Source organism: Acidocella sp. (assembly GCF_027352905.1).
Lineage (GTDB): Bacteria > Pseudomonadota > Alphaproteobacteria > Acetobacterales > Acetobacteraceae > Acidocella.
On record NZ_DAIEIF010000034.1, the window covers coordinates 1 to 20,758 of the forward strand.

Sequence of the window (20,758 nt, forward strand, 5' to 3'; positions counted from 1 at the left end):
CCGCCGTCGGCATCCCCGCCTCGTGCTCCTTCAAAATCGCAATGATCTGCTCTTCGCTGAACCTGCTGCGCTTCATTCCGTCCGACTCCTTTGCGTCGGACTCTACTCAAAATTGGTCACATTCCAGGGGTGCACGTCAACTTCAGCGGTGTAGACGTGGCCGATGTGGCAGCTGAACTGCGTCAGCGTTCCAAGTTCGCTTTGCCGCAGGGCACCACCGCAATCCGGGCAAGTTACAGCGACGGGATGGTTGGGCGTGAACTCGGCAGTCATGCCTTTCTCCTGCGAATCTCCTGTTTGAGGGACGTTGACGGGAAGGGTAGCGTGGTGGTCAGCAACCAAGCTGGTCAACAGGGAACCGATGTCTTTCACCGGTACGACGTAATCAACAATTACATGGTCAATCACGCTCTGCGGCATATTGGGGGTGACAGAGTCTGAAGGGTCCTGCACCACGGTTGTTCCGCCCCGGGCTTTCACCTCGAACATACCGGCGGTTCCATCATTGAGGCCGCCAGTCAGGATCACCCCGACTACGCTAGTTCCATACGCTCGGGCAGCACTGCGGAATAGCGGGTCTATCGCCGGACGTGCCCAATTCTCGCGCGGCCCTTTCGTGAGCCGAATGTATCCCGTCTCCACCAGCATGTGATGGTCCGGCGGCGCGACATAGATATGTCCTGCACATATCTTCTCGCCGTCAAGGGGATGGGTTGCGGGGAGCGAACCCGCGCGGCTTAACAACCAGGGAAGGTCACTGCGGTGGGCACCGATATGAAGTGTGATCAAAATTGCTGAGTTTAGATCGCCTGGCAAAACAGAGACGATGCGCCGTAGAGCTTCAACGCCACCAGCGGACGCCCCAACGACGATTATGGCCGTCGGGGACATCATCCGTGACGAACGATGGGCCAACCAATTAGTTCCGGGTAAGGGAGTTCCATGGCGTCGGTGGAATGATCACCCATTTTAGATACGCGACGTCGCCAGCACGCTCGCCATCGCCGTTGTTTGGCTGACCGACCCGCTTCAGGTTGTCGCCGTCGCTTCACGTGCATTCGCCTTGTTCTATGCGATGCAGTGCGGGCTGGCTGTTCTCGTGTCCTGGCGGATCGGCAACGGGGGTTGGGCCATGTGTTCCGCGTTCGCTGCGATCGGGCTGGTCTGCCTAGAAGCGGCGGCAGCGGGTGCGCCCGCTGAGGGGTGAATTGCCGCTATAATCATAGAATGTTTGGTGCGTCGGAATAGCTGTAGTGGCCTGACAGATGCTCTGTTGCGTATTGGGCACACAATTGCACGAAGTGCCTCTGCCCGGAACGAACTGATCAAAGCGGAATTTCGTGCCCTATGGATTCGATAAATGTCAGCCCTGTATCTAAGCTTGACGAGGTGCCGCGCTGCATTTTGGTCGTGGATGACGAAGTGCTCATTCGTTTTGCCATCGCCGATTACCTGCGGGAATGCGGCTATCATGTGATCGAGGCGGCTGATGCGGCAGAAGCGCTCGAACTTCTCGAATCCCAGCCAGGCTTGGTCGATCTGGTTTTCTCCGACGTCCAGATGCCTGGCGAGATGGATGGGTTCGGCCTAGCCCGTTGGGTGAGATCCAATCGACAAGGGCTCCCCGTGATCCTGACATCGGGTAACGCGCGCACCGCAGAACTGGGCGCAGATCTATGTGAGATCGGTCCGCTCGAAGCGAAGCCCTACGACGCGAAATCGCTGGCGCAACGCATGGCGTCGTTGCTCGCCGCCGCCAAGAGATTTCCATAAGATCGATGGGATTATCGCGCATGTCAGATGCGCGATAATCCTATGATGCCGAGAGGCGGCCGATAACTTTGATATGGTCGCGGTCGTGCGCGACGTGAGCAAATTGGTGCTTGTGACGGTATTTTCAGCTACGATTTGTGGGTCCGATCGACCTTCCGAGGCCTGCAGCAATGAGACGAATGGGGCGAAAGGTAGCGAATGATCTCGAAACCTGCATTTCTGAAACTCAGCGAAATTTCTCAATGAAATCAACAACCCGAATTTTTGACGGCATTCATGGCGGCGTCGCGGACGGAGAAAAATATTTTGCCTAGGAAAATCAGTTAGTTATGGTGACGGCGGATAATCGAGTGGGAGTGATCCCGCGTCTGGCAAGGGTTGGTAAGGCAAGGCATCAAAGTCAGCCTAATTCACTGTAGTCCTGGACATTTTTATCGCCCTACAAAGTTTCTGGCGCAGATCGGATTATGTGCTGCCAGCGCGTTATGGACAGGGCCAGCGAAGGCGATGACCGCCTTGATTCAAAGGTGCATTTTTCTTGGCACCGTAGAGGTTAGTCTTAAAAACGATTGATTTAAAACGATTTTTTCTTTCCTTTAGATCAAGGATATCCAATTGACATCCTCATGAGAGGATTATAGTAAAGTTTTGTACGAGGCTAAAAATAATTCGGGTGATGTCTACCATCTCCTTGTTCGGGATGAATGACCGGCCTGTCCGAAACGGAACAATTTAGGGAGAAACATATATGAGACGTTCTATTTTTTCCGGATTTGCGGTGTCGCTTCTCGCCGCCGCGCCGGGCGTGGCGCAAACTGTTACCCCTCCGCATGTCGAGCAGCTGAGCACGAAAAAGATAACCGTCGCGTTTTTGCTGCCTGAGAATTCTTCCACGCGGTATGAGCAGATGGATCGGCCGGAATTCGTCAAGATGGCGACGGCGGCGGACCCGAACGTCAAGCTGATCGTAACCAACGCCAATTCTAATCCCGACACTCAGTTGAACCAAGCCCAATCCGCCATCACCAATGGGGCGGATGTGCTGGTCGTGGACCCCGTGGATGGAAAAGCGGGGGCCTCCATCGTGGCTTTCGCCATGCGCAGCCACGTGCCGGTGGTCTCTTACGATCGGTTGATCCAAGACGCCAAATTGGCAGGCTATGTCTCCTTCGACAATAAAAAAGTCGGCGAGTTGCAGGGCCAGTACCTGGCCGAGCATGTCAAGCCTGGCGGCACGATCATCATGATCGGGGGGGCTCCCACCGACCCGAACGCTTTCGATTTCCGCGATGGCGCCATGTCGGTCCTCAACCCGCTGGTCCAGCAGGGCAAGTTCAAAATCGGTTATAGCGTGATGACACCGGATTGGAGCCCGGAAAACGCCTTCCAGGAAACCCAGCAAGCGCTCACCCGGCTCGGCAATAAGGTGGACGGCGTGCTGGCGGCCAATGACGGCACGGCATCCGGCGCCATCCGGGCCCTCCAGGCGGTGGGGCTGGCCGGAAAAGTGCCGGTGACAGGCCAGGACGCCACAAATGGCGGGTTGACCTACATTCTCGCTGGGTTGCAATCCATGACCGTGTTCAAATACGTGCCACAGGAGGCGGCGGCGGCGGCGGAGTTCGCCGTGTCTTTGGCCGCGGATGGCAAGCCCCCCGCGGGGCTGGTCAATGCCAAGGTGAATAATGGAAAATATGAAATTCCTGCGGTGTTGCTGACGCCGATTGTCGTAACGGCCGACAACATGAACGACACGATCGTGAAGTCCGGTTATGCCAGCCTCTCCGCGATTTGTGTCGGCGATGCCGCGCGGGCATCGCTCTGCCAGCAGAAATAACCATAGATACGGGGGCAGGCCGTCCTTCAACCGGCCTGTCCTGATGACGGAGATAAGTCATGGAGCCAAGCAGCGGGCAAGAACTGTTGAAAGTTCAGCATCTCCATAAAAAATATGGAGCGGTCATAGCGCTGCGTGATGTCAGTTTCACCGTTCAACGCGGTGAGATTGTGGCGCTGCTCGGCGATAACGGTGCCGGAAAATCGACGACGATCAAAGCCATATCCGGCGCCGCCCCCGCGGATAGCGGCCAGATATTTCTGGATGGGCATGAAGTCACGATCCGCCGGCCGGCGGATGCCAACGCGCTTGGCATCCAAACCGTCTATCAGGATCTCGCCTTATGCGATAATCTGGGAATTTGCGCGAATCTTTTCCTGGGGCGGGAATTGGTCAGCCGCCCGCTGGGCTTTGGCCCGGGTCTGTTGCGTGAGGTCGATATGGAGGAGGAGGGTCGGCGCGTCCTTAAAACCCTGCGCGTCAACCTGCCCTCGCTCGATACGCCGGTTGCCGCTTTGTCTGGCGGCCAGCGGCAGGCGGTTGCCATCGCCCGGGCGGTGCTCTGGGGAACCAAGCTGGTGATCATGGATGAGCCGACAGCGGCCTTGGGGGTGGCGCAGACCGCGGAGGTGCTGCGGCTCGTGCGGGATCTCGCCGCGCATGGTTTCGGCGTGATCCTCATCACGCATAATATGCAAAACGTGTTCGAGGTGGCGGATAAGGTGGTGGTTCTCCGTCTGGGGGAAACCGTGCTGGAAGGCCGCAAGAAGGATTTAACGCCCGAGGATGTCGTCAGCTGCATCACGGGGTCGCGCACCACCATCGGAGGCATGGCATGAACGGAACAGCCGCCGAACCCCAGCAAGGCTCGGCCTTGCGCCGTTGGACCCACAGGCTGGTCGAGTCGTCCGACCTGGGAATGGCTCCGGTCATCGCCGCGTTGATCCTCATCTGGATCATTTTCGAAGCCCTCAATTCTAATTTCCTTACACCGCGCAATCTAAGCAATCTTTCGGCGCAGATCGTGGTGACCGGAACGCTCGCCCTGGCGGAAACCTTTGTGATCTTGCTGGGCATGATCGATCTCTCCATCGGCTGGAGCAGCGTCGTCGCCGCATCGGTGTTCGCGGTCGGCACCGTGTTTTTCCAGTGGCCGCTATGGTTATGCGTTATCCTGGGCATCGGCTCCTCGGTCGTGATCGGCTTTCTGCAGGGGTTGCTGGTTTCGCGCATCGGCGTGCCGAGCTTCGTTGTCTCATTGGGCGGCGCCATGATCGCCGAGGGCCTGACCTTGGCGATGCTGACCCAGCATGGCGGCTCGGTGCCTCTCTCGGATGATCTTTCCACCGCTATCGGCACGCTGAATTTGCCCTCCGGATGGAGTTGGGGAGTAACGGCCGTGTTGTTCCTGGCCTATGCCGGCGTGACATTGATGCGCCACGCGGACCGGCGGCGGCGGGGGGCGGGCGAGGCCCATACGATCGTTTTCGCGAAACTGGCTTTCACGCTCGCCGTGCTGGTGATCGGGGTTGGCTTGCTATGCGCCTATCAGGGTGTGCCGGTTTTATTGATCATTTTCCTGGCCGCCTTGTTCGCCAGCGCCATTCTCACCAAGTCCATGCAGTTCGGCCGGCATCTTTACGCGGTGGGCGGCAATGCCGAGGCGGCCCGCCGGGCCGGAATCAATGTCAGATTCGTTCAACTCGCCGCGTTTACCATCGCGGGCGCGCTGGTGGGGCTTGGCGGCTTGCTGGACGGCGCGCGCCTGGGCGTCGCTTCCGCGACCGTCGGGGATAGCGACATCATGCTGAATGCGGTGGCGGCGGCGGTGATTGGCGGCACCAGCCTGTTCGGCGGGCGCGGCTCCGTCTATGGCGCGTTTTTCGGCGCGCTGGTCATCGCCAGCGTCAGCAATGGCATGGATCTGATCGGGGCGCCGTCATCCGTGCGGTTTGGGGTCGAGGGCGTCATCCTTCTTGCCGCCATCACCATCGATACGCTGCTACGGCAAAAGCGCATGCGATCCGGCCGTGCTTGAAGCCCGCTGGTACTGGCGGCGAAACGGACCGGTAAAAGCCAGCCCTGTCAGGGCTGGCTTTTTGTTGGCGGCCACAAAAAACCCGGCATCCAGAAGGATGCCGGGGTTTTTAGCGAGGCATGGATTTCAGCTCTGGCTGGGAAGTCCGACCAGCTTGGCGATATCGATGTTAAACTGCAAACCGATAACGAACGCATTCGACAAATTGCCTTTGGGATAGGCCCGGCTTCCTAATCCATCGGGATTCACGATGTATTGGAAGTTAGGCATTACATCCACCCAGGGCGTCAAAAACGCGTCGTAATCCAATTCCATCATGATCAGATTGGAGGCGGGACGCTCCGTGCCGCCCAGCGTGTTGACGCGGTAGGCATAAAGCTGGTTGAGAAACGAATCCCGGTAATGTGTCGCGCTCACCATCAAGCCGGCGCTGTCCAGCGGGCGCGAGGCGAAAGGCCCCTGATACACGCCGCCGCCATTGACGTTGAAATTCGCCTGCTGATTGTCATTAGGGCCAAGGACCACGCCGCCGAAGAGTGTGAGCCCGCGCTCGCTATTCATATCCGGCCGGTAGACCATCTGCTTGGCCTGCACATATACCATGGTCCGGCCATAGGCGTGGCTGCTGCCCATCGCGCCGGTCATCGAGTTATATTGCGCGTAGGTATAGGGGCTCCGGTCAAAAACCACGCCGACATCGTAACGGCGCGGCAAGGCGTCGTCCGCGAAGCTGGTTTGATAATCGATCTCCAGCGGCAGCTCGAAACCGGTGGAGCCGGAAAGCCCCCAATCGAAACCATGATGATAGGAGGCGGAATCGTCAGGATCCTGATCGGCGATGCCGGCCTTCATATACCAATCCTGCACGGGCGAAACGATAACCTGCCCGGCCCAGACGGCGACCGGCCAAAACGTCGCATTGATGATCTTCCCCATGATATCAGGCTGGCCGCAAATCGCGTTGGATTGGAAGTGGCAATAAATGGGATCGTGCAGGGTCAGCTGGTCCAGTTCCGTCCGGCCGGCGAGAATATCGACCTTACCACCGGCCAGCTTTTGTTCCAGGGTCAGCGTGGTCAAATAATATGTCTGCCCGCCGCCGTAGATTTGCTGGGTGGCGACGGAGTTATTGATGACATCGGCGCCCTGGTTATGCCCGTCACGATTCGTGAATTCGATATGCAGGGCACCCCCTTGCCAGCCGGCAAGTTTTTGCAGATCGATATCCGCCCCGGCCGCCACCTGGTCGGCGTAATCAGAGCCTTGCGCCGCGCCGCCGGTCGGGTTGCCGGCGAACTCGCCGAAATAACTGGCGTTCAGGTAAATGCCGCGGTCAGCAAGCGTTTTTCCAACTTGCTGGATAGGCGATATGTTCACCTCCGTCGCGGAGGGTGTTTGGGCAAGGGCCGGCAAACCGGCCAAAATCATCCCAGTCAACGCTGTCGATGCCAGGCAAAGCCTGCGCTGTCTCGTCGTGAATTTCATCATTGTCTCCTCTCCTGTTCAGGGCTGCCGGTTGGCTCTTGTTACAAGACGCGAGATCGCCCCATCCAAACGCGCGTTCGCGATCGCTTCATAAGTGACTAGGACGAGACTCTCCCCTAATAATTTTAGCCTCAAACAAATTAATATTGCTCTGTCGTTGAAGTGTCAAATAGAAATTGCTGGACCTTTAAGGGTGCGCTAAGCCCAAGGCGATATGAAGGCACCACCTCGCATCAATTCCAACATTATTCGCCGGATCAATCTCGCCCGGGTTTTTCATGGCATTCGCAGATCACCCGGGATCTCGCCCCGGGTGCTGTCGAAGGAAACAGGAATCGACCTCGCGACCATTTCAACCATTCTTTCCAGCCTGGAGCAGGATGGGTTGGTCATCCGCAGCGTGCGGACACCCAGCGGGCGCTCCGGCCGTCCCAACAGCCAGTTGAGCATCAACGAGACGTCGGGCGTTCTCGCGGGTGTCGCGATCGATTTGCGGGAAATCCACATCGTGCTCGCAAGTTTCGGCGGGACGCGCCTGGCAAGCCTGCAGGTGGAGGGCAGCCGCGACGTGAGCCATACTTTATCGGCGGTCAAATCGGGAATTACCGGCCTGCTGAAGCAGACGGGTTCGCCGCGCAGGCGCCTCGCCGGGGTGGGCATAGGCATGCCGGGCCTTGTCGGCTTGGATGGCAAGCTGGCCCTGGCGCCGACGCTTGACTGGCACGATGTCGATTTTGGCGGAGCGGTCGCGCGCGCCCTTGCGGTTCCCACCCACCTGGAAAACGATGTGAAGGCCGCGGCCCTCGCGGAACATCTGTTTGGCACCGGCGTGCGGGACACGGATTTTATTTATGTCTCCGGGCGCACCGGTGTCGGCGGCGGGCTCTATCTCAATGGCGGGCTTTATCGTGGTCCGCGAGGCATGGCGGGTGAAATCGGCCATATGAAGCTGGTGCCGGGCGGAAGGGCCTGCGCCTGTGGCGCCTTGGGCTGTCTGGAGGCTTATGTTTCGGAACGGGCCATTCTCGAGTCCCTGCGGGAGGCCGGGCTCGGATTGGCCGATATCGGCGCGGTGCGGGAGGCGGCGTTGCGGGGCGATGCGCAAGTACTCGCCGTTCTGGCCGATTCCGGACGCCAGCTGGGGCTTGGCCTCGCCAATCTCGCCAATATTTTCGCGCCGAACAGCATCATTCTGGGCGGCGCCATGGCGGCCCTCGCCGATTTCCTTCTCCATACGGCCCGCCCCGTTTTCGAGGCCAATGCCTTGGCGGAAATCCGCCGGGACGTCGCCATTACCGTCTCCACCTTGGGCGATCTCGCGGTACCCATGGGGGGCGTGGCGATCGCGCTGCAACGTTTCCTGGGGGAACCGCCAGCCACAGCGCTCGGCCCGGCCGCTTTCACGTAGCGGCGGGGCCTTCAGTCAGGCGCCATAACTGTCATCGAACCGCCATCATGCGCCCAGGTGACAAGACCGGGCGGCATGGTTAAGGGGGGCGGCGTATCCACCCGAAGCCAGGCGCGGCCCGATGACGAATTATACCCTTCCGGCCCTGGCTGGGCACCGCATGCCGAACCGTTTCGACGGGGCGGCCATGCTCATCGTCATGGGGCTGCTCATCGCCTTGGTGGAGGTCGGGCGCACGACCATCGGCACGCCCATTGCCCAGATCCAGAACAGCCCCATCCATCTCGACCCGGCCTGGCTGCCTTATTACGCGCTGCGCTCCACCGCGCGCATGTTCGCGGCCCTGGTGTTTTCGCTGCTCTTCACCTTCACCTACGCCACGCTCGCCGCCAAATCCCGCCGGGCCGGCATGGTGCTGATCCCCATTCTCGACATCCTCCAATCCGTGCCGATTCTTGGCTTTCTCACCTTCACCACCGTTTTTTTCCTGCATCTCTTTCCTGGCCGGGTGTTGGGGGCGGAGCTGGCCTCGGTCTTCGTCATCTTCACCAGCCAGGCCTGGAACATGGCGTTCAGCTTCTACCAATCCCTCACCACCCTGCCGGCGGATCTGCAGGAGGTGGCGCGCAGCTTCCGCCTCTCCGCCTGGCAGAAATTCTGGAAACTCGACGTGCCCTTCGCCATACCCGGCCTGGTGTGGAACACCATGCTCTCGATGTCGGGCGGCTGGTTCTTCGTTGTCGCCTCGGAGGCGGTGACGGTGGGCAACACCCAGTTCACCCTGCCCGGCATCGGTTCCTACGTGGCGGAGGCCCTGGCCCGGCAGAATCTTCCCGCCATTCTCTACGCCATCCTCGCCATGCTCGTCGTCATCCTGCTTTATGACCAGCTTCTCTTCCGCCCGCTGGTGGCGTGGTCGGGCAAATTCCGCTTCGAGACCACGGCCACCCTTTCCGGCCCCGAGCCCTGGATGCTCAAGCTGCTGCGCCGCGGGGCGCTGTTCCGCGCCATCGGCGAGATCATCGGCGGCGCCTTCGCCGCCATCTTCCGCCTGCGCCTCTCCTTGCGCCAGCCGGGCCGGGTGGACGAAACCAGCGAACCCTCCCGCGTGGTGGATGGCCTCTGGTTCCTCGCGATCGCCGCGGTGGCGCTCTACGCGGCCTGGCAGATTTTCGGCTATGTGGCCTCCACCCTGCATTGGCGAGATCTCGGCACGGCGCTGGTGATGGGGGTTTATACCGCCCTGCGCGTGGCGGTGCTGATGATCGTCGCGGCGGCGGTTTGGGTGCCGGCGGGGGTATGGATCGGCCTGCGCCCGCGCGCCACGCGCATCGCCCAGCCGGTGGCCCAGTTTCTCGCCGCCTTCCCCGCCAACCTGCTCTTTCCCCCGGTGGTGCTGGCCATCGTCCATTTCCACGCCAATCCGAACATCTGGCTGACGCCGCTGATGCTGATCGGCACCCAATGGTACGTGCTGTTCAACGTCATCGCCGGGGCCGCCGCCTTTCCGGGGGATATGAAGGAGGTGGCGGCGAATTTCCACATTCGCGGGCTGCTCTGGTGGCGCAAGGTGATGATCCCCGGCATCCTGCCCTATTTCATCACCGGCGCGCTCACCGCCTCGGGCGGGGCCTGGAACGCCTCCATCGTCGCGGAGGTGGCGAGCTGGGGCAACAAACAACTCGCCGCGCAGGGGCTGGGCGCCTATATTGCCCAGGCGACGGCGGCGGGGGACACACCCCGCGTCGTGCTGGGTGTCGCGGTGATGTCCTGTTTCGTCATCGTCTTCAACCGGGTTTTGTGGCGGCCGCTCTACGCCTACGCCACGCGCCGCGCCACGCTGGGGTAAAATGGCCATGGATCAGCAAAGGCTCCCGCTCGTCACCGTCCGCGATTGCCGTCAGGCCTACCATAAGGAGGCCAGCGCCGATCTGGTGGTGCTGGATCACGTCGATCTCACCCTGCAGGAAGGCGAGATCGTCGCCCTGCTCGGCCGCTCCGGCTCGGGCAAATCCACCTTGCTGCGCATCGTCGCCGGCCTGCTCAAGCCCACCGCGGGGGAGGTGCGCTGGCGCGGCGAGCCGCTGAAGGGCCCGGCCCCCGGCGTCGCCATGGTGTTTCAGAGCTTCGCCCTGTTTCCCTGGCTCACCGTGCAGGAGAATGTGGAGCTGGGGCTGGAGGCGCTGGGCGTGCGCAAGGATGAGCGGGAGGAACGCTCTGAGGAGGCGATCGACCTCATCGGCCTTGGCGGCTATGACGGCGCCTATCCCAAGGAGCTTTCCGGCGGCATGCGCCAGCGCGTGGGGCTGGCCCGCGCCCTGGTGGTGCACCCCGATCTGCTGTTGATGGACGAGCCCTTCTCGGCCCTCGACGTGCTGACCGCCGAGACCCTGCGCACCGACCTCATCGATCTCTGGATGGATGGCAAGCTGCCGGTGAAATCCATCCTCATCGTCACCCACAACATCGAGGAGGCGGTGCTCATGGCCGACCGCATCCTGGTGTTCTCCTCAAACCCCGGCCGCGTCGCGCATGAGTTGCGGGTGCCCTTCGCGCATCCGCGCAACCGTTTCGACCCCGCCTTCCGCGAGATGGTGGATGAGATCTACGGCATCATGACCCGCCGCCGCACGCCGGAGGTCCACACCGCCGCCCTTGCCCCCAACCCTTTCGCGCACCCGCTCCACCCGGTCGGCACCAACCTCATCGCCGGCTTGCTGGAGACCCTGAGCGGCGAACCCTATCATGGCCGCGCCGACCTGCCCGCCCTCGCCGCCGCCCTGCAATTCGAGGTGGATGAGCTTCTGCCCCTCGGCGAAACGCTGAGCATTCTCGGCTTCGCCGTGCTGGAGGAGGGCGACATCCAGATCACCGAGACCGGGCGGCGCTTCGCCGAGGCGGAGACCGAGGACCGCAAGAAAATCTTCGCCGAGGCGCTGCGCGCGCATGTGCCGCTCATCGCCGCCATCCGCAACGTGCTGGAGCAGCGCTCCAACCACCGCGCGGCGGCGGTACGCTTCCGGGACCAGCTCGAGGATCACATGTCTCCGGAATATGCGGAGGAGACGCTGCGCACCGTCATCGCCTGGGGACGCTATGCGGAAATCTTCGAATATGACGAGGAAGCCCAGCAATTCAGCCTCGAGGAAGAGGATGAGGAGGAGGAGCGCGCCCGGGCGGGCGAATACCGGGGATGATTTGACTTAGCGCATGGCGCGGCGGATCAGCCTGCCGCCAAGGCAGGAGAAACGGCTCGCCCGCGGGCTGCCGCCGAGACATGCAAGGAAGATGACCGCCCATGAACCGCATCAGGTCCGCGACGCTGCGCCAGAAACTCATCCCCGCCAAGGCCGCCGCCGCCCTCATCCCGCCCGGCTGCACCATCGGCATGAGCGGCTTCACCGGCTCCGGCTACCCCAAGGCGGTGCCGCAAGCCCTGGCCCGGCGGATCGAGGCGGCGCGGCTCGCGGGCGATCCGTTCCGGGTGAGGATATGGACCGGCGCCTCCACCGGGCCGGAGCTGGACGGCGTGCTGGCCAAGGCGGACGGTATCGAGTTCCGCCTGCCCTTCAATTCGGACCCCATCGCCCGCGAGAAGATCAATAATGGCGAGATGGAATATCTCGACATGCATCTGAGCCAGGTGGCGCCGATGGCCTAGCAGGGCTTCCTCGGCAAGCTCGATATCGCGCTGATCGAGGTGGCGGGCATAGACGAGGATGGCGCGCTGATCCCCTCATCCTCCGTCGGCAACAACAAAACCTGGGTGGAGCTCGCGGATAAGATCATCATCGAGGTGAATCACTGGCAGAACGAGGCGCTGGAGGGCGTGCACGATATTTATTACGGCACCGCCCTGCCGCCCAGGCGCGTGCCGATTCCGCTGGTGCGCCCGGATGACCGCATCGGCCGCCCCGTCATCGCCTGCGACCCGGAGAAGGTGATCGCGGTGGTGGAAACCCACGCGCCGGACCGCAATCTGCCCTTCGCCAAGCCGGACGCCGTCGCCCTGGCCATCGCCGGGCATCTCATCGAGTTTTTCGAGCATGAGGTGAAAATCGGCCGCCTGCCGCGAAACCTGCTGCCTTTGCAATCCGGCGTCGGCAACATCGCCAATGCCGTCCTCACGGGCCTCAACCAGTCCCGTTTCGAGACTCTCACCGCCTATACCGAGGTGATTCAGGACGGCATGCTCGACATGCTGGATAGCGGCAAGCTCCGTTTCGCCTCCGCCACGGCCTTCTCGCTTTCGCCCGCGGCGGCGGAGCGGATGAACGCCAACATGGCCGATTACCGCCGTCACATGATCCTGCGGCCGCAGGAGATCTCCAACCACCCGGAGCTGGTCCGCCGGCTCGGCTGCATCGCCATGAACGGGCTGATCGAGGCGGATATCTACGGCAACGTGAATTCGACCCAGGTGATGGGCTCGCGCATCCAGACCGGCATTGGCGGCTCGGGCGATTTCGCCCGCAACGCCTATGTCTCGATCTTTATGACACCCTCCATCGCCAAAGGCGGAGCGATCTCCTCCATCGTGCCGCTGGCCGCCCATGTCGATCACATCACCCAGGACGTGCAGGTGCTGGTGACGGAGCAGGGGCTCGCGGATCTGCGCGGCCTCTCCCCCAAGCAGCGCGCCGCGCTCATCATCGAGAAATGCTCCCATCCTGATTACCGGCCGATGCTCCAGGATTATTTCCGCCGCGCCCGCGAGCATTCCTACGGCCAGCAATCGCCCTGCCTGCCGGGCGAGGCGCTTTCCTGGCATCAGCGCTTCATCGAGACCGGAACGATGCGTCTTTGAGCCCCATCCCCTTGCGGCCGGGGCGCCCCGGCGGGATATAGGGCCAAAGGAGCCCATTTGACCCGGATCGTTTCCTTCACCCGCGTCCTCAACGAGGATGACATCATCGAGGCGTTCGTGCGCCATAACGCCGCGCATGTGGATGAGATGCTGTTTCTCGATAATGGCAGCACGGACCGCACCCAGGAGATTCTGCGCGCCCTGCGGGAGGAGGGCTTCCCCCTCAAGCTGTTCCGCAACCATGCGGTCAGCTTCGACGAGGTCGCCATCAATAGCTGGGGCTATCAAATGGTCTCGCAGGTGATGGCGGCGGATTGGGTCGCGTTTCTCGATGCGGATGAGTTCATCGCCACCCCCGGCTCGCAGCCTTTGCCATCCCTGCTGCCCGCGGGGGCGCGCGCCATTCGCCTGCCCCTCGTCAATTACGGCCAGGTGGGCGGCGAGGACCCGGCGGAGCCGGTGGTGCCGTGGCGTCTGCGCTGGCGCTTCGCCGGGGAGACGGGGGTGGATAAGGTCATGGCGCGGGCCAAAATTCCGCATCTCATCGTGGGGGCCGGCAACCATGAAGTGTTCGAGGCTGGCCGCGAGGTGCCGGCGGAGACCATAGCGGGGCTCAGCCTCGCCCATTACCCCCGCCGCGACGCCTGGCAGGCGATGCAGAAATGGGTGGCGGGCCGCATGAAGGCGCTGGCCGCCGGCGGCCAGGGCGAATATTATTCCGGCCATTACGTGTCCCCCTTCGAGACGCTGCGCGACAAGCCCGGCGAATTGCTTCTCAACCCCGGTTTTTTCGAGCGGGAATTCGATAAGAGCTTCGCGGTCGAGGCGCCGCTCGCCTATCTCGGCGGTCCGCTCGCCTATTATCAACCCGCCGATCCCCGGCTGAAGGCCGCCACCAGCCTGCTGCACGCTCTGGAAAACCTCGCCCGCCAGCATGGGCGGCTGCTGGACGAGCTGCCCGAGGCCAGAACCCTCACCGAACGCTGGAACGCCCGGCGGGATTTCCTGTTTTGACCATGTGCCCCGGGATGCCACCTCTGCTGGCGGACACGTTGCAATCCGGCCGGGATTCGGCATAAGCCCGGTACGACCAACCAAGACAGGAGACTTTCCGATAGCCAGACCGCCAGCGCCGCCCGTTCCTCCATCCCGCGAGGGCCCCAGGGTCAATGAGGAAATCCGTATCCCCCAAGTCCGCTTGATCGATCAGGATGGCGAAATGATCGGCGTGCTCAGCACCCGCGACGCCATCGCCCGCGCCTATGCGGTGGGGCTCGATCTGGTCGAGATCAGCCCCAACGCCGATCCGCCGGTCGCCAAGATCCTCGATTACGGCAAGTTCAAATACGAGCAGCAGAAAAAGCGCAACGAGGCCCGCAAGAAGCAGAAGATCGTCGAGATCAAGGAGGTGAAGGTCCGCCCCAATATCGACGAGAACGATTATCAGGTGAAGCTGCGCGCGATGAAAAGCTTCATCGGCGAGGGGGATAAGGTGAAGGTCACGCTGCGCTTCCGGGGGCGGGAAATGGCCCATCAGGAGCTGGGCGTGAAGGTGCTTGAGCGGATCCGCGGCGATATGGAGGCGGATACCAAGGTCGAGCAGATGCCGAAAATGGAAAACCGGCAGATGGTCATGGTGCTGGCGCCCAAATAACGGGCGGCATAAAAAAGCCCGGCTCAGCCGGGCTTTTTTACGTCATTCCGCGCCTTCCGTCTCCTTGGCCTTGGCGCGGGGCGGGCGGCCGCGGCGCTTGGGCGCGGGCTGCGGCGTCTCTGGCTCCGTCAGGGTGAAATTCCCGCCCGCGGGCGGCGCCTCGGAGGCGATGGGAATGGCCCGCGCCTCGCTGGCGGGCGCCTCCCGCGTTTCCGGCTGGGCGCCGGTGCCGGCGGGCCTGTCCTCGATGGCGTTGCGCAATTCCGCTTCCAGCGCGGCGCTGATATCGATCGGCGCGTCGGCGACGGGTTCGGAGGGGCGGAAGGGCCGCTCCTGCCGTTCCGGGCGCTCGCTCCGTTCCGGGCGTTCCTGGCGGTCCGGCTGCCGGTCCCGGGGCTGAAATTCCTGGCGCGGCCGCTGCTCGAACCGCCGCTCCTGCCGGTACTCCGGGCGCGGCTCGCGCGTCTCCCGGTTTTCCTGCCGGTATTCCGGGCGCGGCTCGCGCGGCTGGGCGGTTTCGCCCTCGCCATTCGCCTCGCGGCGCTGGGGTTCGTTCGCGCCGCCGAAGCGCTCGTTCCCCTGGCCGTTCTGGCCGGGGGGCGGCAGGCCCTGGGCGGCGTTGATGGCGCTCAGGATACGGAAATAATGCTCGGCATGCTGGTAATACGCCTCGCCCAGCACCCGGTCGCCCGAGGAGGCGGCGTCCCGGGCCAGCTGGGTGTATTTGTCGAAAAGCTGCTGGGCGGTGCCCCGCACGCGCATCTCCGGCCCTGAGCTGTCGAAGACGTGATTGCGGTTAAGCGGGATACCGTTCTGCTGGTTGCGAAACCCGCCCGCGCTGCCGCCGCCCGGGCGGTGGTTGCGTCCACGCATGCGCTTCATATTCATAGGCTCGTGTCTATCCTCATTTTCTGGCTTGCGCGGGGCGGCAGCAAAATCTTGCTACCCCTGTCTGGCTCCGGTTCGGAGACTGGGGCTACATTCCCGCGCTCATTCTGCTTAGCCGTAAAATTTCATTCTGCCAATCGCTTATTTGCGGAATCTGAGTAAAATGGCCCGTTCGATTCCTGAAAGATCGGCTTTCAAAGCCGGGGTGAACCCCGCCCGGCGGGCCATCGCACTCACCATATGAGCCTGCCCGGCGCCCAGTTCAAGCACGGCCAGCCCCTCCGGGGCGAGAATCCGGGGCAAATCGGCGATGATGGCGCGGTAGGCCGCCAGCCCATCCGCGCCGCCATCGAGCGCGGCGGCAGGTTCGTGCCGCGCCACCTCCGGCATCAGCCCTGCAATCGCCTGGCTCTCGATGTAAGGCGGGTTGGCGAGAACGAGATCGAACGGCCCGGCGAGGGCGCTGGCCCAGCGCCCGGCCAGAAAAGCGGCGCGATGCGCGAGGCCGAGCCGCTGGGCGTTGCGCCGGGCCAGAGCGGTTGCGGCGGGGCGGATATCGACGCCGATGCCGAAGGCGGACGGATGTTCAGAGAGGGTGGCGAGCAACAGGCAGCCAGTGCCGGTGCCAAGGTCGAGGCACCGGCCCGGCTGCGCGCCCGCCTCCAGAACCGCCTCCACCAGGGTTTCCGAATCCGGCCGGGGAATGAGCGTGGCGGGGGAGGTGAGGAAATCCAGTCCCCAGAACTCCTTATGGCCGGTGATATAGGCGAGCGGCTCGCGCGCCGCCCGCCGCGCCAGCGCCGCGGCATAGGCGTCCGGGTCCACCTCGTCCATGGCCAGCAGCCCGGCGGCGGATACGCCCAGGGCATGGGCCAGCAGCAGGCGGGCCTCGCGGCGGGGCGATTCGAGTCCCGCCGCGGCCAGCCGCGCGGTGATCTCCGCCAGCGCCTGGGCGGTGGGGATCACGCCTGGGCGGCCAGCCGCGCCGCCTGGTCCTCGGCGGTCAGCGCGTCGATGATCTCGTCGAACTCGCCCAGCATCACCCGGTCGATCTTGTGGAGGGTGAGGTTGATGCGGTGATCCGTCACCCGCCCCTGGGGAAAATTATAGGTGCGGATGCGCTCCGAGCGGTCGCCGGTGCCAACCTGGGATCTGCGGTCGGCGGCGCGGGAGCTATCCGCCGCGTGGCGCTGCTGCTCATAGAGCCGGGCGCGGAGAATTTTCATCGCCTTGGCCCGGTTCTTGTGCTGGCTGCGCTCCTCCTGCATCGCCACCACGATGCCGGTGGGCAGATGAGTGATGCGCACGGCGGATTCGGTCTTGTTGACATGCTGGCCGCCCGCGCCGGAGGCGCGGTACACGTCGATGCGCAGATCCGCCTCGTTAATCGCCACATCCACCTCCTCCGCCTCGGGCAGCACGGCGACGGTGACGGTGGAGGTATGGATGCGCCCCTGCGTCTCGGTGGCGGGCACACGCTGCACCCGGTGCACGCCGGATTCGTATTTCAGCCGGGCGAATACGGACCGGCCGGTAATTTCCGCCATCGCCCCCTTGATCCCGCCCAGCTCGTTCTCGTCATAATCCAGCACCTCGAAGCGCCAGCCCTGGGCGGCGGCGTATTTCTGATAAGCGGTGAACAGCTCGGCGGCGAACAGCCCGGCCTCGTCCCCCCCGGCGGCGGGGCGGATTTCCAGAATCGCGGACCGCTCATCCGCCTCGTCCCGGGGCAGCAAGGCGAGGCGGACCTCCATATCCAGCGCGGGCAGGCGCTGGCGCAATTCCGCCAGCTCCGCCTCGGCCAGCTCCTTCATCTCGGGCTCCTTGAGCAGCGCCTCCGCCTCGCGGGCCTGTTTTTCGGCCCCGCGCAAAGCGAGAATTTTCTCCTCGACCGGCGTCAGCTCGGCCAGCTCGCGCGAGGCTTTAACAAACTCCTCCCCCGCCAGATTGCCCGAAAGGAGAAAGCGCAGCTCCGCGGCGCGGGCGAGAATGCGGTCCAGCCTGTCATCCAGCCTGGCACTCATGCGCGCAGCCGCCCGATCAGCGCCGCCGCGTCCACATCCTCCTGGCTGCCATCGGCGAGGCGGCGCAGCTTGATCCCCTCCGCGGCCACCAGCACCGCCCAGGCCGCGCCGCTCTTGGCGGCCCGCTCCAGCCGCTTGCGGGCATTGCCGGCATAGCCGGTTTCGGCGCCGATACCCTCGGCCCGCAGCAGGGTGAGCAGGCTAAGCGCCGCCGCCTCGGCCTCGGCGGCCAGGGGGATCACCGCGACGGGCGAGGGGGGGGCGGGCGGCGGCGGGGTCAGCATGGCCAGCCGCTCGATCCCCGCCGCCCAGCCGATGCCGGGCACGCGCGGCCCGCCCATCTGCTCCACCAGCCCGTCATAGCGCCCGCCCGCCATCACCGTGCCCTGGGCGCCCAGCGCGCTGGTAATGAATTCGAATGCGGTATGATTATAATAATCGAGACCGCGCACGATGCGCGGATTCTCCGCGAAGGGCACGCCGAGCGTCGTCAGATATGTTTTCAGCCCGTCATAAAAACTGGCGGCCTCTGGGGTGAGATGTTCATGAATTAGCGGCGCCCCGGAGATGAGCGCCTGGTCTCCCTCATCCTTCGAATCGATGATGCGCAGCGGGTTTTTTTCAAGCCGCGTCCGGCTCTCGGGGGAAAGCCGGTCCACGCGGGCGGAGAAATAGGCGATGAGCGCGGCGCGGTAGGCGGCGCGGCTCGCGGCGTCACCCAGCGTGTTGATGTGCAGCGTCACTTCATCCGCGACGCCGAGCTCATTGAGAATATGCCACCCCGCCGCGATCACCTCGGCATCGGCGAGCGGCGCGGCGGGGCCGAGCAATTCCACGCCGATCTGGTGGAATTGCCGGTAGCGGCCTTTCTGCGGCCGCTCGTAACGGAACATCGGCCCGGCATAGAACACCTTCTGCGGCAGGGTCTGGGTGAGGCCGTTGGTGATCAGCGCCCGGCACACCCCCGCCGTCCCCTCGGGGCGCAGGGTGACCGAATCGCCGCCGCGATCGGTGAAGCTGTACATCTCCTTGGTCACCACGTCCGAGGTCTCGCCCAGCGTGCGGGAAAACACGCGCGTATCCTCGAAGATCGGCGTCTGCCATTCGGAGAAGCCATAGAGCCGCGTCACCCGCCGCGCGGTCTCGATCACATGGAAATGCCGCGCCGACTCCTCGCCGATGAGATCGCGCGTGCCCCGCACGGGCTGCAATGGGTTGGTCATCCTGTTCTCACCACAACGAAACGCCGGAGCGGCGGCCGCCCCGGCTGGCCTGTTTATCCGGAACGCCCGCTATTCGGCGGCGATCTGCGCCGCTTTGGCCGCCTCGATCTGCGCCGCCTTGGTCTCGACCAACTCGACGAGATGCTCGATCATCGCCTCATCGGAAATGGTATGGTCGGTCTTGCCCGCCGCGTACACCATGTGCCGCCCGCCGCCGCCGCCGGTCAGGCCGATATCGGTCATCAGCGCCTCGCCCGGGCCGTTCACCACGCAGCCGATGATGGAGAGGGTGATGGGCGCCTCGATATGGGCGAGCCGCGCCTCCAGCGTCTCCACCGTCTTGATGACGTTGAAGCCCTGGCGGGCGCAAGAGGGGCAGGAGATGATGCGCACGCCGCGATGGCGCAGCCCCAGCGATTTGAGAATATCCCAGCCGACCAGCACCTCTTCCTCCGGCTCGGCGGAGAGGGAGACGCGCAACGTGTCGCCGATGCCAGCCCAGAGCAGCGAGCCGAGCCCGATCGAGGATTTCACCGTGCCCGCGCGTTTGCCCCCCGCCTCGGTGATGCCGATATGCAGCGGATGGTCGCATTGCTCGGCCAGTTGCTGGTAGGCGGCCACGGCCATGAACACGTCGGAGGCCTTCACCGAGATCTTGAACTCGTGAAAATCGTGATCCTGGAGAATTCTGGCGTGTTCCAGGGCGGATTCCACCAGCGCCTCCGGGTTCGGCTCGCCGTATTTCTCCAGCAGATGCCGTTCCAGCGAGCCGGCGTTGACGCCGATGCGCATCGAGCAATCATGGTCGCGCGCGGCCTTGATCACCTCTTTCACCCGCTCCGGGCTGCCGATATTGCCGGGATTGATGCGCAGGCAGGCGGCTCCCGCCTCGGCGGCCTCGATCCCGCGCCGGTAATGGAAATGAATATCGGCGACGATGGGCACGTTGACGCGCTTGACGATCTGCTTGAGCGCCCGGGTGCTTTCCTCATCCGGGCAGGAGACGCGCACGATATCCACCCCCGCCTTCTCGGCGCGGAGAATCTGCGCCACGGTCGCCTCCACGTCGGTGGTCAGCGTGTTGGTCATGGTCTGCACCGTGATCGGCGCGTCCCCTCCCACCTTGACATTGCCGACATGGATCTGCCGGGATTTGCGGCGCTCGATCTGTTGATATTCGCGGTAATTCATCGGGATTCCTTCAGGGGGCGGGCGTTTGGCCTGGCTGGCTGGCGGCGGCTGGGGGGGTGAGCTGGTAACCGCGCAGCACCACGCCCGTGGCGCCCAGCGGCGGGCCCGCCTGGCCGGCGGTGACGATCTGGGTGCCGCCGGCATTGCCGGTGGTCAGTTTCAACCCGGCCTCCTTGGGCACGGGCCAGCTATCTCCCGCATGCATCACCTTGCTGAACAGGATGTTGCCGGTGGCGTCGGTCACCTGCACCCAGGCATCCTGGGTGGCGGTGATCACCATGCCCGCCGGGGCCGCCGCCGCGGGGGGCGGGGATGCGGGCAAGGCCGGGGCGGGGGCAGGGGTTTGAGCCGCCGCCGGGCTTTGGGCTGGGGCCGCCGCGGGGCTCTGGGCCGGGGCCGCCGCCGGGCTTTGGGCCGGGGCGGCGGCGGG

The 20,758-nt window shown here is 63.7% G+C and carries 18 protein-coding genes and 1 pseudogene; 11 read left to right on the forward strand and 8 right to left on the reverse strand.

Going from position 1 to position 20,758, the window contains the following annotated elements:
* Window positions 1–102 precede the first annotated feature (102 nt).
* Window positions 103–894 (reverse strand): chemotaxis protein CheB, encoded by a 792-nt coding sequence (locus M7H45_RS05775; RefSeq protein ID WP_366145517.1) that lies wholly within the window; start codon window positions 892–894, stop codon window positions 103–105.
* Window positions 895–1,410: 516 nt separating this feature from the next.
* On the opposite strand from M7H45_RS05775, the gene M7H45_RS05780 reads away from it, so the two are divergent.
* The 4 genes from M7H45_RS05780 to M7H45_RS05795 all read left to right on the forward strand — a co-directional run bounded on the left by M7H45_RS05780 (window position 1,411) and on the right by M7H45_RS05795 (window position 5,648).
* A complete protein-coding gene (locus tag M7H45_RS05780; RefSeq protein ID WP_298215303.1) occupies window positions 1,411–1,773 on the forward strand; it encodes a response regulator in 363 nt (120 codons plus the stop codon).
* A gap of 748 nt (window positions 1,774–2,521) precedes the next feature.
* Complete coding sequence (locus M7H45_RS05785; protein WP_298215304.1) at window positions 2,522–3,610, forward strand: sugar ABC transporter substrate-binding protein; 1,089 nt, start codon at window positions 2,522–2,524, stop codon at window positions 3,608–3,610.
* 59 nt (window positions 3,611–3,669) lie between these two features.
* Window positions 3,670–4,449 carry an ATP-binding cassette domain-containing protein gene (locus M7H45_RS05790; RefSeq protein ID WP_298215305.1) on the forward strand — a complete coding sequence of 260 codons (780 nt, stop codon included), beginning with the start codon at window positions 3,670–3,672 and terminating at the stop codon, window positions 4,447–4,449.
* Window positions 4,446–5,648, forward strand: a complete 1,203-nt coding sequence (locus tag M7H45_RS05795; protein WP_298215306.1) for a sugar ABC transporter permease — start codon at window positions 4,446–4,448, stop codon at window positions 5,646–5,648. The genes M7H45_RS05790 and M7H45_RS05795 overlap by 4 nt, the downstream gene beginning before the upstream one ends.
* Window positions 5,649–5,774: 126 nt before the next feature.
* Here M7H45_RS05795 and M7H45_RS05800 read toward each other — a convergent pair whose 3' ends face one another.
* Window positions 5,775–7,025, reverse strand: a complete 1,251-nt coding sequence (locus M7H45_RS05800; RefSeq protein WP_298215307.1) for a carbohydrate porin — start codon at window positions 7,023–7,025, stop codon at window positions 5,775–5,777.
* Between M7H45_RS05800 and M7H45_RS05805 the strand changes: the two genes are divergently transcribed.
* The 7 genes and pseudogenes from M7H45_RS05805 (at window position 7,018) to infC (ending at window position 15,002) form a co-directional block, all read left to right on the forward strand.
* Entirely contained in the window at window positions 7,018–7,227 is a 210-nt protein-coding gene (locus M7H45_RS05805) for a hypothetical protein (RefSeq protein ID WP_298215308.1), read from the forward strand. The genes M7H45_RS05800 and M7H45_RS05805 overlap by 8 nt on opposite strands.
* A gap of 120 nt (window positions 7,228–7,347) precedes the next feature.
* Complete coding sequence (locus M7H45_RS05810; protein WP_298215309.1) at window positions 7,348–8,541, forward strand: ROK family transcriptional regulator; 1,194 nt, start codon at window positions 7,348–7,350, stop codon at window positions 8,539–8,541.
* A gap of 121 nt (window positions 8,542–8,662) precedes the next feature.
* Complete coding sequence (locus M7H45_RS05815; RefSeq protein ID WP_298215310.1) at window positions 8,663–10,390, forward strand: ABC transporter permease subunit; 1,728 nt, start codon at window positions 8,663–8,665, stop codon at window positions 10,388–10,390.
* Between the two features lie 7 nt (window positions 10,391–10,397).
* Complete coding sequence (locus M7H45_RS05820; protein ID WP_298215311.1) at window positions 10,398–11,738, forward strand: AAA-associated domain-containing protein; 1,341 nt, start codon at window positions 10,398–10,400, stop codon at window positions 11,736–11,738.
* Between the two features lie 101 nt (window positions 11,739–11,839).
* A pseudogene (locus M7H45_RS05825) lies at window positions 11,840–13,348 on the forward strand (acetyl-CoA hydrolase/transferase family protein).
* 57 nt (window positions 13,349–13,405) lie between these two features.
* The gene (locus M7H45_RS05830) at window positions 13,406–14,362 is read left to right on the forward strand and encodes a glycosyltransferase family 2 protein (protein ID WP_298215312.1); all 957 of its coding nucleotides are present in this window, start codon (window positions 13,406–13,408) and stop codon (window positions 14,360–14,362) included.
* Window positions 14,363–14,462: 100 nt separating this feature from the next.
* On the forward strand, window positions 14,463–15,002 hold the full coding sequence (gene infC / locus M7H45_RS05835) for a translation initiation factor IF-3 (protein WP_298215319.1): 540 nt from the start codon (window positions 14,463–14,465) through the stop codon (window positions 15,000–15,002).
* Between the two features lie 42 nt (window positions 15,003–15,044).
* Here the strand turns inward: infC and M7H45_RS11360 are convergent, their stop codons facing one another.
* The 6 genes from M7H45_RS11360 to M7H45_RS05865 all read right to left on the reverse strand — a co-directional run.
* Window positions 15,045–15,875, reverse strand: coding sequence for a DUF4167 domain-containing protein (locus tag M7H45_RS11360; RefSeq protein WP_408832552.1), 831 nt, complete (start codon window positions 15,873–15,875; stop codon window positions 15,045–15,047).
* A 156-nt stretch (window positions 15,876–16,031) separates the two neighbouring features.
* Entirely contained in the window at window positions 16,032–16,856 is an 825-nt protein-coding gene (gene prmC / locus M7H45_RS05845) for a peptide chain release factor N(5)-glutamine methyltransferase (RefSeq protein ID WP_298215313.1), read from the reverse strand.
* Window positions 16,853–17,914, reverse strand: a complete 1,062-nt coding sequence (prfA, locus tag M7H45_RS05850) for a peptide chain release factor 1 (protein WP_298215314.1) — start codon at window positions 17,912–17,914, stop codon at window positions 16,853–16,855. Before prfA ends, prmC begins: the two co-directional genes overlap by 4 nt.
* Window positions 17,911–19,137, reverse strand: coding sequence for a histidine--tRNA ligase (gene hisS / locus M7H45_RS05855; protein WP_298215315.1), 1,227 nt, complete (start codon window positions 19,135–19,137; stop codon window positions 17,911–17,913). The genes prfA and hisS overlap by 4 nt, the downstream gene beginning before the upstream one ends.
* 69 nt (window positions 19,138–19,206) lie before the next feature.
* Window positions 19,207–20,328, reverse strand: a complete 1,122-nt coding sequence (gene ispG, locus M7H45_RS05860) for a flavodoxin-dependent (E)-4-hydroxy-3-methylbut-2-enyl-diphosphate synthase (protein WP_298215316.1) — start codon at window positions 20,326–20,328, stop codon at window positions 19,207–19,209.
* Window positions 20,329–20,338: 10 nt separating this feature from the next.
* Window positions 20,339–20,758: DUF4115 domain-containing protein (locus M7H45_RS05865; RefSeq protein WP_298215317.1), on the reverse strand; the 420-nt coding region annotated here is incomplete at its 5' end.